9 protein-coding genes are annotated in these 15,437 nt (G+C 42.8%); 1 reads left to right on the top strand and 8 read right to left on the bottom strand.

Translation table 11 applies throughout. The features are described from left to right. Positions 1-368 precede the first annotated feature (368 nt). The 4 genes from ACQY4U_RS15310 to ACQY4U_RS15295 all read right to left on the bottom strand — a co-directional run bounded on the left by ACQY4U_RS15310 (position 369) and on the right by ACQY4U_RS15295 (position 4,226). Entirely contained in the window at positions 369-2,201 is a 1,833-nt protein-coding gene (locus ACQY4U_RS15310) for a tyrosine-type recombinase/integrase (RefSeq protein WP_428330315.1), read from the bottom strand. 11 nt (positions 2,202-2,212) lie between these two features. Continuing rightward, the gene (locus ACQY4U_RS15305) at positions 2,213-2,605 is read right to left on the bottom strand and encodes a helix-turn-helix domain-containing protein (RefSeq protein WP_428330314.1); all 393 of its coding nucleotides are present in this window, start codon (positions 2,603-2,605) and stop codon (positions 2,213-2,215) included. A gap of 176 nt (positions 2,606-2,781) precedes the next feature. Then, positions 2,782-2,970 (bottom strand): hypothetical protein, encoded by a 189-nt coding sequence (locus tag ACQY4U_RS15300; protein WP_428330313.1) that lies wholly within the window; start codon positions 2,968-2,970, stop codon positions 2,782-2,784. 218 nt (positions 2,971-3,188) lie between these two features. Continuing rightward, a complete protein-coding gene (locus ACQY4U_RS15295; RefSeq protein ID WP_428330312.1) occupies positions 3,189-4,226 on the bottom strand; it encodes a hypothetical protein in 1,038 nt (345 codons plus the stop codon). 177 nt (positions 4,227-4,403) lie between these two features. On the opposite strand from ACQY4U_RS15295, the gene ACQY4U_RS15290 reads away from it, so the two are divergent. Continuing rightward, positions 4,404-4,817, top strand: coding sequence for a helix-turn-helix domain-containing protein (locus ACQY4U_RS15290; RefSeq protein WP_428330311.1), 414 nt, complete (start codon positions 4,404-4,406; stop codon positions 4,815-4,817). A 211-nt stretch (positions 4,818-5,028) separates the two neighbouring features. Here ACQY4U_RS15290 and ACQY4U_RS15285 read toward each other — a convergent pair whose 3' ends face one another. From ACQY4U_RS15285 to ACQY4U_RS15270, 4 genes are all read right to left on the bottom strand, one after another. Beyond that, a complete protein-coding gene (locus ACQY4U_RS15285) occupies positions 5,029-8,718 on the bottom strand; it encodes a hypothetical protein (protein WP_428330310.1) in 3,690 nt (1,229 codons plus the stop codon). A gap of 370 nt (positions 8,719-9,088) precedes the next feature. Further along, a complete protein-coding gene (locus ACQY4U_RS15280) occupies positions 9,089-10,051 on the bottom strand; it encodes a relaxase/mobilization nuclease domain-containing protein (RefSeq protein WP_428330309.1) in 963 nt (320 codons plus the stop codon). Then, a complete protein-coding gene (locus tag ACQY4U_RS15275; RefSeq protein WP_428330308.1) occupies positions 10,048-10,410 on the bottom strand; it encodes a plasmid mobilization protein in 363 nt (120 codons plus the stop codon). Before ACQY4U_RS15275 ends, ACQY4U_RS15280 begins: the two co-directional genes overlap by 4 nt. 969 nt (positions 10,411-11,379) lie before the next feature. After that, positions 11,380-15,345 carry a PIN domain-containing protein gene (locus tag ACQY4U_RS15270; RefSeq protein ID WP_428330307.1) on the bottom strand — a complete coding sequence of 1,322 codons (3,966 nt, stop codon included), beginning with the start codon at positions 15,343-15,345 and terminating at the stop codon, positions 11,380-11,382. Positions 15,346-15,437 lie beyond the last annotated feature (92 nt).

Below are 15,437 nucleotides of genomic sequence, written 5' to 3'. Positions count from 1 at the left end.
GGCTTAAGACATATTAGGAATTTGCCAAGTATGAAATGTTGGTATAAAAAAGGCTAACGGCACAGTCTGCCTCATTGTACTATGTAAACAACTGGCAGCAGCAAGCCCTTAAATTGTCAAGGCCAGGCCTGCCAAAAAATAAAATAACGGCCTGCTTGTAAAGCCTTGACTGATTCAGGGCGGCGCTAATTTTGTTGCAAATGGTGCATTGAGATTTTCAAACATCAGGAGGCAGGAAAGCCACGGCGTTCGGCTAACCGCTTTAATCAATGAGAATAAACCGTCCATCATTGAATGCTTTATTCTCATTCGCATGGACGTAACCAAGTTGGTTTGTCACCATTGTTGTGTTACCGAGTACAAAGTCATCAATATTCGCATGATGGTGTCCGTAAATCCAAAAATTTTGCATTGCCAGCCACGATCAAATTATCCAGGTCTGTGGCGAACGCCTGATTGATCGGGCTGTCTTTGTACTGTGACGGATAATGCTGGAAGGTAGGCACGTGATGTGTGATGACAACATCAGTTTTACCGTCTCGCTCTGTATCCTTAAGTGCGCTCTCTAAAAAAGTTACCGCATCAGTGTGCATTTCGTTCGCCTTATTTACCGACAAACGCTGGCCTTCATATCGAATCAGGCGGTAATCATTGAGGCTTCGCTCGATCTCACTTGCACGGTATTCCGAAATGTGAGACCATAAGGTGGAAAAATGAAGACGAGTTTCGTCAATCTGAACGGTTTGATTATTCAGCAAGGTGACGTTTGACCGGATCGATTCTTTAAAAGCGCCGGAATGGTTAGCCATATCAAAATCGTAGTATTCATGGTTACCCGGAACCCAGTAGGTGTGTGCAAAATTATCGGAGAGGAAATCGAAGAAATCCTGATACCGACTCATTGTTCTTAACGGAATAATATCTCCCCCGAGTAACAGAATATCGCCAGCGACTTTCAAAGGATTGTCGTTGATATAATACCTGTTTTCGTGGAATTCAAGATGAAGGTCTGATGCAAACTGCAAACGCATAGGATGTAAATTTATTAAAATGATTAATCTATTTGTTAATGGTTGGGAACCAAAGAAAGTTCCTGCCCTTTGTATTTCTTTTTTTAAAGGCCGCATATCCCGGCTCACTTTTGTATCTGTAATTCTTGCGTACAACTGAGTTGTGCCAATGCTCTTATGCCCCAGCATTTGGCCGACCGTTTCAATTGGTACGCCGTTGGTCAAGGTAACTGTTGTCGCAAAGGTGTGCCTGGCGCAATGAAATGTCAGCCGCTTTGTCCAGCCCATCAGGGCGGTAATATCCTTGAGATAGGCATTTGCCTTTTGGTTGCTGATCTTCGGAAGTACAAAATCTTCGTCCAGCACACGGGGATAATCTTTGTAGTGTGCTATGAGACGTAGTGCGGGACTTAAGAGCGGTACGCGAACGCGGTTATTATTTTTCATTCTGTAAGTTTGGATCCATAGTCCACCATCATCACCTTTTAGGATATCGGAACGCTTAAGCTTAACTGTATCAGCATACGACAAACCGGTGTAACAGCTGAAAAGGAACAGGTCTCTGACAACGATCAGGCGCTTTCTTTTGAAGCGCCTTGTGGCCAGTAAGTCAAGCTCCGCGCTGGTCAGATATTCACGATGCACCTCCTCGTGCCGTGCACGATAGGCAATAAACGGATCACGGTTTATCCAGCCAATTTCATACGCTATCTTGATGATCGTCCGCAACTTTTTAACCATTTGAACAGCGGTGTTTATTTTAAGGCCGTAATCTGTTTTTAAATAATATTCAAAATCCCGTACAAAACGGTAGTCAATTTCTTTCAGCGCCAAGTCGTCGATCTTTCTTTTAAGAATGAGATATTTTTTAAGCGCCTTGTAAGCCGTTTTATACTTAGCCAGGGTGCCCGGAGTATAATCCTTTCCGATCAGTCCGGCAATTTGATCGGTGTGGTAGGTCCAGACATCGGATAGCATTTTTGGTGGTTCAAGTTCCTCGCCCTGCATCATCTTTCGTACATGTAAAGCAGTAATTGGCTTGCCGTTAGAATAAAGCTCCTGCCTGCTTGTGTACGCCCTTGCGTAAAGCGTGTCCAGCCATACATTCACCGATCTCGCGATTTCCCGCGTACCTTTCAAACGGCTGCTTTTCTTATCCCATTCTTTTGGCAACGCCTGCCGGTTGACCATTCCTCTCTTTCTCAATCAATAGTTAGCCTGATATAAATGATGTAGAAATCACGCGCCTTGTTTTTAGATGGTTTAAGTAAGAAGGTAACCGAGAACGTATGTGACTTTGCCGGGCTTATTATTTCTTTTTCGGACTTTTTTTTTGTATCCCCTGCCAGCATTTTTTCAATGTCCTCTGTCTTGTAAAAGAAAATACTACCTACTTTATTGTAGGATAGCGTACCATTGATACGGAGGTTCTGTAAAGTACCGGAAGAGATCTTTAACAGCTTGCGAACGTCCTGGCTCTTTAGCCATTTTTGTTGATTGAGCGCCTGTGTATCTTTTAGCGGCTTTAGTAATTCAAAAAGTTCCTGCTTAAACAGTTCAAGGTCTTTTTTGGTAAGCAATTCATCTGGTGTCATATTAAATTCGAGTAGCTTATAATGTAAAACGGTTGTATTCCTATCGTTTGTGGGCTAAGAGCAAATCTGTGCGTAGCAACAGTTTTGCTGCGGGGGCGCGGAGGCTGGCGGCGAATGAATATAGCGTGCTAACGCGTGATGTAATGAGCCGCCTGCCGGAACGCCGGGATTGTTGGCTAAGCTGATCCGAGTTCCGCTAAATACTGACGATATATATTTTCGCCCACGCGATTGAATTCGGCAACCTTGCTGAACAATAAGGTTACTTGTTGTTCTTCGGGGTCAAAGTCAAGGCTGTACCTCGACTGGGCATAAGCATCCTGCAACAACGCGAATAATAGCTTGTCCTCTGCGGTTTCATTCATCAAGACAATCGCAAGCCCGTCCGTAACTAACTTGGATAGTTCTAATAACCTTGACAAATTGTGCATCTTCAACTCGTAACCTGTAGCGCCCGAATAATGGCTAAAAACGTACTTTCCACCGATTGGTGCAAAAGGAATACTGCCAGCCTTAAGTTTCCATTGGTTCGGTAAGCTTCTGCACCCTTTAAAAAATCGCTTCCCTGTTTTCCCCACCTTGCCTAGATGGACTTTGCATTAGCAGTTAGCAATTCATTCGACATTTCCTGACTTTGAGGTAAGCCTAATTGGGATTCCTGGAAAACGACAAAACCCTTTTGCATCACATTCGACCAGAATTGGTTGCCGGCAGTGAGTGCCTGCTTTGCGCTATTGATCTTATGAACAATTGCGTGGACGTGAGCAAGGTAACGGCAATTGTCCTCTATCTTATTTCTGATCTCATGTTCGGGCCTGTTTTCCTCGTCTGAAACAACGATAAGCAGGTAAAAAGTAAAAGGCTCGGGATGAACACCTAAGTGACTAATGAGCTGAACGGTCGGACAGCGCTTTAGTATCGTTTTCTTTAATTCGACCAATGACAACTTTTCAGATACGGTGGGATAAGGGTTGATGCTGAATATCGATGCCTTATCGTTACTTGAAACCGCCGGAATGTTTTGAATTTTCCTTAACCTGAATTCCGTATGCTCGCCTTCCCGCTGGGAGATCAACCATGCTGCAGAATATAGTTTTAGAAGCTGTTCGTATAATGTGATGATGTCTTCCGCATCTAAAACATCCTGATCGGAGATCGTATATAATGCTAAACCCAGCCATTCCTGCAAATGATCCCGGTACTGTTGAGGCTTGACTTTTTTAAACGCCTTGCCGATTACTTTGTAGGGGTCAAGCTGCTCCTTGCGGGAAAGGTTCTTTGGATAATACGCCCAGTTAGCTTTTTCAAGTTTTAACTGTGCTTCGTCAACTGATTGGCGTTTGTACAAACAGGCCTTATGCGCATACAATTTTAAGTATAACGCCTCCAATAGCTTTACGTTCAAATCATAAATGAATAACAAGGTACCGGGGCCGTCCCTTTTATCCTTGAAATGCTCATCATTGACCACATAATACCGCCATTCATTTAATCTTTTCCTATGCCCCTTCACCGTGTTTGCGTTGAAAAAGTCATTGATGACAGACATTGGATCAGCTATCTCATGCTGCCGTAAGTTTTTAGGGTAATGTTCCCAGGGGGCATAATTTAAGGTTCGCATGGCATTGAAATTTGACCGGTCGAAATTGACCGAAAAACAAATTTCAATTCGCCCTAATGCGTACCGAACCCAAAGCATGAGTAAATTACCCATGAACGTGGGTATTTTACTCACAGGCTAATTATCAATACCTCTTAGTAATTGTGGTTGTAACGAACAAATATTTATATTTGATTTATGGAAACATCAGCAAAGCCGTTAAACCAGCATATCGGACGAAAAATTAGCAGGATCCGCGAATTGCGTGGTATCAAGCAAGAAGCCTTTGCGAACGAATTAGGACTTAGTCAGCAAACTGTTTCGCGCATGGAGCAGTCGGAAACAATCGAAGATGATGTATTGGAAAAGATTGCTGGTGTTCTTGGTGTTTCAACAGAAGCGATTAAGAACTACAGTGATGAGGCTGTGGTCAATTTCTTTAATACCTTTAATGATAACAGTGGCGCAGGAGCATTCTTCTCGTCAACAAACCTGCATTGCACGTTTAACCCGATAGATAAGATCGTTGAGTTGTACGATGAAAAGGTTGCGCTTCTTGAGCGCCTGTTGCAAGCCGAAAAGGAAAAAAACGAATTGCTCAAAAGTAAGTAGCCGACAAGTAGCTTGTAAAATTGCGGCAGTAGTTATTTATCTTAAATATGTTAGCCTTAAGCGACTGGGCAATCGTCGGCTATAATACGCAGATTGCTCGTTCAAGCTCGGCCATTGTCTATAGATCTTCTTACCGAGAATTGCTAAGCTTTACCAATTATGATAGGTTCATTGGATTTCATAAAAAGCAAATATTTTGACGAAGGTTGCCTTATTTTTTTAAAAATGTTGAAATCCTTATTCCACGTCGCTCCGAGTCAACTTTTGATATATATTTTAACGTTTTAAGATTATTCGCAAAAAAGCTATTTTCCTGCCCATGGCCCAGCAATGGACGTTTACCATTAATAGCAATTTCAGCGTATGGTGACGGCCAACTTTGCAGAATTTGGGTAACTTCGTCTTTATCAAAAGTTTCGAATCGCATATTAAATAATTTGATACTTTCTGCTAATGACAGTGCTGAACGCAGAATGTTGATCAACTGTAAATTACCAATCGTCCAGTTTGGGTTTTGGATGAGCAGCTGGCCAATCGGTTTAGCCAAAGGAGACTGCGCGTTAATACGTTCTGGTTGTATACTGTCGTAAATGGTCTTTTTATCGCCAGCGGGAAGGTTGTCAGATTGTAATAGCAGCAACTGATCATTATCATCTAGTTCGAATTCCGACAAGCGACCGACAAACTCCGCGGGCTTTCTCGTCAACAGTGCAATATGCAAAGGCGAAAAATTTGCTTTTAAGTAATTAAAATTCCCCACTGTAAGGTTTAGAACGTTTTTTACGATCAGTAAAGATACTTTTGCAGGCCTGACGCCTTCAAGTTCCAGCGAGCCGTAAGAAAACGGGAGGTTACTTATAACCTGTTCATAAATTGGCATTTCGAAACTGTCTTCTGCAAGTAGAGCCCTTATAAATTTTCTCACAGTAGCCAGTTCATCCTCAGGTAATTTTATATTGACCCTTACCTTAGCAAGTGCGGAAATGTTATTATCGTTGCTTATAAAATTCACTCCAGTATCATAAAGTTCATCATCATTTTCATGGTACCAAAAAATGACGTTTTCCCAGGTTGGCTTGATCTTAAAACCCTCCAATAATTGCAAATGGAATTCTGCATCAACCGCCTGTAAGCTATCCAATTGTATAGCCATTCGTTCGATCACAGCTTCCTTGCTGGACGACGAAACAGAATCGTTGTTTAGTATGCTGACAACCGAGGCCTGACTATTGAGGTTATTCTGCGCAAGCTTAAGAAAGACTTCATCCATATAAACCTGCATATTTGCCTGTACATAAGCAATCAATTGTGGCAGGCCGCTGTCTTGAATGGAGTCATAGTTTTGCTGTTCAAAAACGGGTTGATTATATTTCTCATGATAGCGCAGTACGGCGGACAGCATAGTCGCAGAAAGCTTATAGTAGTAACCATCAATGACGTAGTCAGCTAACGCTTTCGGCGGCAGCACCAAGTCTAGTTGCGTAAATTTGATCTTCAGACCCGCGATAAGACTCTTCAGTTTTTCCGCATCAACTGCTAAAGACAGAAAGTTTGAAGATTCAGAGATACAGGCGAGCAAGCCATTATTAGTGGCAGAGGCGATAATGTCTTTATTGTCCGCATGTGCAATAATCAACTCAAAATAGATCGACTTTCGCTCATCGATATAGTTGGATTTAGCCCAAATAAAGGGCCAGAATCCAGACCATTGTTGATAAAGCAGCTTGATAAACTTTTCGATTTGTTTACCATTATCGATGTACCCATCTATGAATGATAACGAACGCTCTGTTTCAAGTGCGAGCAAATGGAGAAGCTGTGTGCGCTGATGTTGATAAGCCGATGTATTTGAGGCGAGCAGGAAGTCAAGCAGTTGATAATTGAGTATATAATCTTTGCCGAAATCTACCGGATTAATTTTTTCAATGAGCTTATCGATGTTTTTCAGGGTAAAATCGAAATCCAATGGCATCTGGCTCTTTACATTAAGCAGGTATTGCCTGTCTGCTTTCGTGATACTGCCCTCGTAGAATATGGATGTGAATTCTGAGTAATCTTCTTCGATATATCCGTTCCTCAGAAGTATATTAATCAATAGGTTCTGCTTGGCATCTCCGAGCAAAAGTTTAACATCGCCTGCATTGATTAGGTCGGTGAGTTTAAGGTGCCTAGCTGCTGATTTTTCCAATTCGAGTGTTGCTATCTTTAATTTCAAAGCATCGGATTTGGCTTTTCCCCAGTCCCTAACCAAGTTCAGACGTTCTTCATAGGTTTGATTGGGATCCACCGCTTTTTGCACTTCTACAAATGTCTGTGGAAGGTTGGTAGTCTGACTGCTGTAATAGTTGCTGTGGTTGTGATAAAGATATGTGTATAACATTTCATCGGTCTGAAACTTCGCGAAGTTCGCTTCACTAATCGCAGTTTCAAGCGTAATAGTTCCTGCGCTGGAATTGAAATACATAAAGTTCGTCAGCTTTGTTAAATATTGCATCACATAAATTTTCCTCAATTCCGCAACTTCTTTCAGCTTGTTCGCTTCCAGTAATAATAAGCGCTCCCTTATCATTGCGATCTCTTTATCAATTCGCTCCTGAACAGTTTTAATGTAGGTCATTTTGCTTTTGATCACCTTGTACAGTTCCCCTTTATCTTCGCTGAGCCTTACAAAATCATTCGGATGAATATTCTTGTAAACAATCATAGCTAGTAACTTGTCCTGCGGTAATTTTTTGTCAAGCCGTTCATGATAAATATAATACTCATTGACAATGTTGTAAAGTAAACGCATGTCATCGATGAAATAAGATACGTCGTCCACCAGCACCTCTGAAATCGGATATTTGTTCGCTTTAATCACCTCGCGAAGCATATCGTTTGAGTTGGAAGAATTGATGACGGGTATTACCGGAACAATGAAATCGAAAAACTTAGTCCTATCCTTATCCCGAAACATATCATCTCTGACTGCATAGATGAAAACAATATCTCGTTTGATTTTTTTAGAGTTGTTTATTAGCAGATTAAGCTCACGTAGTTTTGTGAATATTTCAGTTTGTTGAAAACGGTCAAGATCCTCAATAATGACAACTGTATAGTGTGTAACCTCAAAAAAATATAATATTTCGTCCAGGTGGCTATTAAGTATTGATTTGCTTATGCCTTTATCAACCTCAATTTCGGCGTCATGGATTTTTAGTTTGCTCACCTTAATGCTGTTAAGCAGACGTACAGAACGGAGCAATATAAAATAAGCACCTGTAAGCATGAGAACGAGACAGGTCATGTGAAAGGCGAGATCAACGCCACTGGATAGCTTTAGATGGAATTCCTGTTTAAACTTTTCCGGGGCAAATAAATTAAATCCGCATAAAAGCAGCAAAAGCATGCACCCCGCTACAGCCATTAAATTTGACCGTTTAAAATTCCGGATCTTTTTAAAACGTGAGTCTGGGATCGTTTTATCCTCTTCGTGATAAAAGATTTGCTGAAGGATGCTAAGTTCTATTAACCGAAGGACCTCTGTATCACCCGGTTTGTCCTTCGCAGCAGAGAGGCCTTCATCGTCGGTCTTTCCTGTGCCGACACCTTGCTTCGAAGATTCCTCATGATCGCCGGCTTCTAACTCCTCTTTGAAAGTAGCCAGCGACAAATTCAAAAATTTGAACTCAGGTTCAAACCTATTTTGAAAAGTTTTAAGGATACTACTTTTACCGGAGCCATATGGACCTGTAAGTGCTACGTTTTTGATGTCCTCTTGTTTGCGGTTTCGTAGCGCCCATAGTAAGCCATCTTCATATTGTTTAATTTCTGCGTCACCAATAGGCGACAGTGAATGAAATGGCTGCGAGTTATCTTCAGAGACTCCGGTAAGTGCTTTTTTGCGCGTAAAAATAGACATGGTTTAAGGTTCTATAGAATCTCAAATATAAGAAAATGAAGCTTATAACTACAGAATAACCATGAATACTCATAAGCCAATGAACCTTTGGTTTCAATTCATCGTGAGATAATTTTATTCGCTACTCAGCCTTTTAAATTAGATGTTCGCACTCGTAAGAAGTACGTCAAGCTGAGGAAATGGATATAGGCAATATCTCCTTTGGACTGATGTTGTTTTTATAAAAGGCCAATGTGAATTACGATTAAATATATTCATTTCCAATTCAGCATTACGGATTGCAGCGGCATCCTTGGCAGAAGATACAGCGGAAGCCGGGTCGCCGGATGGCGAAATGCCCACGTCTTTTCCTCATACAAAAATGATAATACTACCTGCCCATTTGATTATCGTTCTGATTATTATTCCGCTTTTTCCTTTTATAAACATCATCATCGGTGTCGACACCACCGACAAAGCCATTTCCAAGTTCTTCGATCAACCAATGGCCTGAGTTTACTGATGATACAGTGTCTGGTTGTGCCACAGTTGCACCACTGGCGTTTGTGCCAGGTGATCTATTTTCGCCTACACTTCTACGTAATGCGTCTGCTAATGTCTCTTGTTGACTATTAGCTACCAGGTGTTTATTGATGTTCCCATAACTTAAGCTACGGTCGAGCTGAGAACCTTTAAATTGAATTTCATCCTTTGAAAAGCTCACACCTTGCACTTCAGTTGAACCGCTTTTGTACTTATAGATGGTGGAAATACCCTTATCGTTCAATGCTACTTCCAGTTGCTGCCAGTTGCGGGTATCTTTAAGTTCGTTGGTTATCATGTCATACAGCTGATACTTCAAGCTATCTGCGCCTTTCAGTTGCTCCCTGTTTACTTCGTTTTTGTTGCCCGCTATAAAGTAACCATACTTAATCGTCAATTCTTTAGCTACGCGGTGGTTACGCTGCTTTTGAAACTGATCGCTTATCGTTTTGCCGCTATCACTTACTCTGTTGTATACAATATGTAAATGTGGGTGCGGTTTGTCATTATGTTGAACGATGATATACTGGGTATTTTTAATATCCATCAGCCTCATATACTCCTGTGCACGTTCGACCATGATTTCCGGCGTCAGCTTGTTTCTGTCATATGCGCTCCAACTTATAGCGATATGACCGACGGCTTTACCTAGAGCTTTATTTAACTTTCGTTGCAGGTTAAAGTCGTCAATGATACTTTGAATGCTATCCATCCGCGTACCCCGGACAAAAAGTACACGTGCGTCGTCCTTTTGCAGGTTATATCTAACAACTCCGCCAAAGCTTCTACCGGTCATTACCTTTCCGATCATTCGCCCTTAAATTTGTTAAATACCACATTAATTCTTGCGATCAATTCTTGGCAATCCTTTTGGAAGCGCAACAGCCCATAGGTGTGAGATAGTTTAGTTAGCTGGTTCAGGTTATTGGCCATGCCGGCCAATACGTGCAAAACGTTCATGTCTTCCGGCGTAATGCGTGGATGAACTTTTGCACTTTTTGCCGCTTTCCTAAACCAATCTGTCGCCGAAAGTTTGGCCTTTTTCGCTTTTCCCTCTATCAAAATTCTTTCCAGGCTCGTTAGCCTGACGTTGATGGAAGTGTTGCGTTTTATCTTCAAGGCGGGTCTGCCGCCTTTATTTTTTATTGTTTTATCTGTAGCGTGTTTCATTATTTCATCTTTTTATCTACCCTCAGTGACCATCGGGAGCCGGAGGGCAAGTTTGCCCCGTGCCGCAGGCCGGGGAGGTTTTTGCTTCGCAAAAACACAAACTTGCTCCTTCCTGCGATTGATAAACGTTTTGCATTTAGCCGGTGATTTTTCGACTGGCTTTCGCCTCTAATTCGCTGGCGGGTATGTGTTTTTATTTATTGAATCGACAGCCAGTTCGCTATGAACTTATTCGCTGTCAACTCATTCGATGAGAACCTATTCGGAGTGAACTTATTCCCTATGCACTCATTTAGTGAGAACTTGTTCAATGAGAACTTATTCAGTGAGCGCTTATTCAATGAGAACTTATTCATTGAGAACTTATTCATTGAGAACTTATTCATTGAGAACTTATTCATTGAGAACTTATTCATTGAGAACTGGTGCTGAACGCACCAGTTCTTCAAATGGGGTATGACTATGAAGTAAGTGGTATTTGGAAAATATGCTGAAGTAACACTTGCTTTGATTTCCTTTCCTATTTTTAGAGTTGAAGGATTAGAAATATTTTTCTCCGGGACAATTTGTGATGCCATAGTATAAACTTTTATGGCGCAAAGATGAATGGGATTAGTTTATCTCTTTGACAACTTAAATATGTTGGTAGTGTCTATAAGAAGCTTTAAACGGATTGATGGCTCGATGTGATAATTCGTTTTTGTACGACAAAACATGGCTTTCATTACTCGCCAATTTATAATGTTCAGTTATCCTTTATTGATAACAGAAATGTAGAGTTCCAAACAGCTAAGATTCAGAATCTAAGCTCTAAAATCTTTATTGTCAGTAAGCTATATTTGCAAGTGTTCTTTACTCAACAATGACGCATCTAGCATGCTGGTAAACGAAACATGACATGAATAATAACTTCCCTTTCTTCTCAGGTTCAGGTTTATTTGGGTTTAACTGAACATTCCTAAAACCGAATTACCTCGCGATTTCCCTACCATGATAATCTTCAAACAGGGGCCTAACAAACTCGCAACCAGCGATCATCAGGCGGTTACACAATTTATTGGCCGTAACGCCTTGATCGTTGGCATAAAGAAATTTAATCATTTCCTTTAAATTCTCTTTATCGCGGTCAATGAGATATATCCCGTTATGGAAAGTCATCAGCTGCAGTAACTCCGCTAAATAAGCCGCAGTTTCCAATGGTTCACCGTGCGCTGTCAGTTTCCGCAGCGGCTCGAACAAGTCATCATGGTGGTATTGTTTTGAGGCTAACTGCACAGCTGCGGCGATCAATGCTGTGTTCAACGCATGCAGTTTCCGCGCCATCATCACCAGGTTGACCGTAGATCGCCTAATTTCCAGGAATGTCGGGTCTTCCGCATTCTCATAGCTTTGCTGTATCCTCTCGATCAGTGCGAGCACTTTAGTCTCTGCAAAAACAAACTCATCTTCGTTCAAGGCCTCATAGTAGGACGAACTGAAATAGATCACATGTAGCAGATCCCGGATCCCGTCCGCAGACATCCTGTTTAGATACCGGGTCATCAAACTTTCTTCCGATAATGTCACGACATCCCATAGGTAAAGGCTCGCCATTTGCGCCGCCAACCCATTGTGCCCACTGGCCTTCTGTAACAATTGCTGATCGATGGCCCGTTTATACGACGGGGCGACGAGCAGCAGAATGTCTACTGTGTTGGGCGCCCGGGCGAACAAGAAGCCGCCCATAAAAGCCTCCCAGGCAGACTCTGCAAGATTTTCGGTGTTCTCCAGCCGCTTCATGAACCAAGTATGGTCAAGGTAGTTAAATTGCTGCCAGTAATTCCCGAAGATGGCCAAAGCATCGATCGAGCCCGCGTCCAGGTATTTATCAAATATAGTCCGGAACCTGTCTGCAAAGACCGGCTCATCCAATGAAAGCAAGCGGTTTTTGCACAGGCAGTAGTCCATGCAGGCTCGTAGGAATTTCCCGTTATCTGAATTGTAAAAGTGAGAAATATAGTCCCGCTCGTGGATATCGGATCCATGCGATGGCGAATGATGGGTGTCCATGGTGACCAGCGTAGCTTCCACAACTGGCAGCAGTTCGGCTTTCCCTTCGATCGCATCCGAATTAGAAAAGTCACTCAACAAATAAGCGACTACACCCATGACCCAAAAATGATCCGCTTTCCAGCCATCTCCGGGCAACTTCCGGCATTCCGACATAAAATCAGCCTGGCTGACATAAGCCCAGCAAAACCTAATAACCACACACCAGTCAAAACCAGCATTATCTTTCCGCCCTACATCCAACAGTGCATAAAGCAAATGATACACATAGATATAAGGGATAACTATAAATTTATCTAGTGAATTGATAAAACGCAACGGCTGTGCTAAAACCGCCTGCTTAAAGATATCTGACAGACCTTCGATGTTTGGCCCTTCCCAGCGGTCCTTTACCTCAAATGCAAACAAATAATCTGCGATACCCTGGTCGTCCATCCCAAGTAGCTCTTCTACACTAAGGGGCGGCAGTGAACCGCTCCTGAAACGGATGGCTCGGTTTGGGTCGACTTGGCTACTGTCCATTTGCATTTCCTCGCTTAATTCCCTGTACCGCGCGGCAAAAGGATCCGTTTGCTCCAATGCAGAATACCAGCGAAACTGCCAATAGGCTACCGATTCTGAAGTCCGGTTTTCATCGTTTTTCGGCCCGGCTTGTAGGATCGCCGACAATAAGGACCGTTCCGCCTCATTTAGCTGAAATTGGATCGTTCGCAACATCCCAAAAACATCGGCACGGTAAATATGGTCTCCGAATAAACCCTCAGGGTCATCCGGCGAAAAGATCAGTGGCAGCAGTTCACGCTGTGTATTAAAATGCGCCCCTAGATTATGCAAGACCATCCGCCGGAAAAATGGTAATCGGTATTCAGGATCGTAAAAAAGCTTTTGGCTCAATTCCACCGCGCGTCTAGGTAATACCTGACTAATCTCGTCCAGGTAAGTGACCAAAATTGTTGCATACAAACCTCGGAAATGTTTACTGTGGTAGTGATCAATATCCATTTCCGCGATCGCGTCACTGTGCGCTGTTGAAAGCCGGTCCACCGTCAATGCAAATGTGAGCCCTGCTAACCGGTTTTCCACTTCCTCATTCAGACCAATGGTCAAACCCAACTTTTCAAGCAAGCCAATTACTGACAAACGTAAATCCTCGCGAGACAAACCTTCGATGTTAATTAAGGTTTCCTCAGCAACAACCTGCTCCGTCACCGGATCTATCAGCCGGAAATGTGCTGAGGGCAAAACAACTGTGACCTTAACTTTCGTTTCTGCGCCTTTGAACTGCACGGGGATCTGTAGCCCTTTAGGATAATCCAGAATCAGCAACTTGATATTACGCGCAAAGAACAGGAATAGGTCCGGTGAACAATGTTTCGCTACTAACTTGATCAATTCCTTGCGTATCAGCGTTTCAGTCAGTTGCCAGGGATATGCATTGCCGTAAAAACTCGTTTCTGATTTTTCCGCGGTATTGTCCAATTCCATACCCTTCAAATTCAAACCAAGCAAAAAATGCAGTATGCGTTCGCCTTTGGCAATATCACCTTCGTTCGCGTCTTCCCGGATGAATTTAGGAAGCAGGTGCTCCCCAACTGCAGACGACGGAAACATCCGATTAGTATGTTCACTAAACAAAGACGGAAGGAGGTCCAAAACTTCATCCGTCAACACATCGTTTGGCAGATTTGCCAACACCCGTATCAGCACCGAGAACGTGTAATCATTATCGACTCTGGCAGCAGAAACCGCACGAACTTGCGCCAGTAAGAAGGTGGGTATAGTTCCTGGCGCGGTACCGCTCTTTACCTGCTGTGATAGACGCTCCAAAAAAGGCAGGGGCTCCCAAGTAGCCATCCGTCCATCCGAACCCGGAACGGGGTGACGACCTGGATCTAGTAAACCGCGCTCCTCAAAGAATGGAAGCCATACAGGTTTGTCTACATGTCCAAAAAAATACTTCCGGCAATTGACATCATTATCGATCAACTGCCCGATCATCTGGAACTGAAATTGGGTAGGTTTGGCCAAAGCCAACACCTGCTCCATCATGGCGACATTGCCAATATAATCTTCATCAGCATTTGCCAATTCCGACCGGCGCATTTCAGCAACAATTTCCTGCTGCTCCATTATCGCATTTTTTTGAGCTGCCAAATGTTCACTAAAAGAGGATAACTGTGGCCTTAGTAACTGGTAAAATAAATAATTGACATCTGTAACATAAGTCAACCCGGCATCGCTGAATAGTAGCTCCAAGTCGGGGTGTAAAACCTTCTTATCACCAACTGCAGAATAATCGCTGTGATTATGTGAATTAAAGTAAGCCGGGGAAAGACCCTGCGCCTGAATGTATGCTGAGATTGCCAGAATATTTACGGCATCGCTATAACTGTCTTTTCCGTGGCTTGGTGCGATCCGTTCCAACGTACGCTGACCTGCAGCGATCATTACCTCATCAGTTACCGGGGCGATCAAGACGTGGTCTTTAAACAATTTTTCTATTCGTGCTACCCGGCTACGGCACACCGACTCAAAGTTTCTCGCGCTAAAAAGTTTATTCAGTAAGTGATCATCTCTAACAACCTGTTGCAGTTCGCCCGCAGAAGCGTTGATGGCCATTTGAATCCTTTTAATCTTATCTTCTTGGTTACGTTGCCATTCCCTTACGATTTGGTCCGGCACTATACACTTGACTTCGCTCGCTTCGATCCAATAGCAAAGCTCATCGAAAAGGTTTTGTTCCTTATCAAAGCCCGTCGCCGCCAGGTGCAGCCATACGTCTGTATCAATTGCCAGGTAAACCATGAAATGTTCAATTGTAAATGTAGTGAATCCAAGTATGCTTTCGTTATGTTTCCAACTAATACAGCCCCAGTTCGTTCGCATACTTCACATTTCTATTACTTGGATTTAGTTTTGTAAATCGGCCGATGGGCTCACTGGCGAACTTACTCAGATGGGCTCCAATTAAAATTATT

The organism is Mucilaginibacter sp. (assembly GCF_965277465.1).
Lineage (GTDB): Bacteria > Bacteroidota > Bacteroidia > Sphingobacteriales > Sphingobacteriaceae > Mucilaginibacter.
The sequence above is the reverse complement of the archived record's forward strand: the minus strand, read 5'-3'. Positions and strand labels throughout refer to the sequence as shown.

Excerpts from the sequence above, each read along its gene's own strand:
- ACQY4U_RS15310 (WP_428330315.1), bottom strand. The coding sequence starts at position 2,201 with ATGGTCAACCGGCAGGCGTTGCCAAAAGAATGGGATAAGAAAAGCAGC.
- ACQY4U_RS15305 (WP_428330314.1), bottom strand. The coding sequence starts at position 2,605 with ATGACACCAGATGAATTGCTTACCAAAAAAGACCTTGAACTGTTTAAG.
- ACQY4U_RS15300 (WP_428330313.1), bottom strand. The coding sequence starts at position 2,970 with ATGAATGAAACCGCAGAGGACAAGCTATTATTCGCGTTGTTGCAGGAT.
- ACQY4U_RS15295 (WP_428330312.1), bottom strand. The coding sequence starts at position 4,226 with ATGCGAACCTTAAATTATGCCCCCTGGGAACATTACCCTAAAAACTTA.
- ACQY4U_RS15290 (WP_428330311.1), top strand. The coding sequence starts at position 4,404 with ATGGAAACATCAGCAAAGCCGTTAAACCAGCATATCGGACGAAAAATT.
- ACQY4U_RS15285 (WP_428330310.1), bottom strand. The coding sequence starts at position 8,718 with ATGTCTATTTTTACGCGCAAAAAAGCACTTACCGGAGTCTCTGAAGAT.
- ACQY4U_RS15280 (WP_428330309.1), bottom strand. The coding sequence starts at position 10,051 with ATGATCGGAAAGGTAATGACCGGTAGAAGCTTTGGCGGAGTTGTTAGA.
- ACQY4U_RS15275 (WP_428330308.1), bottom strand. The coding sequence starts at position 10,410 with ATGAAACACGCTACAGATAAAACAATAAAAAATAAAGGCGGCAGACCC.
- ACQY4U_RS15270 (WP_428330307.1), bottom strand. The coding sequence starts at position 15,345 with ATGCGAACGAACTGGGGCTGTATTAGTTGGAAACATAACGAAAGCATA.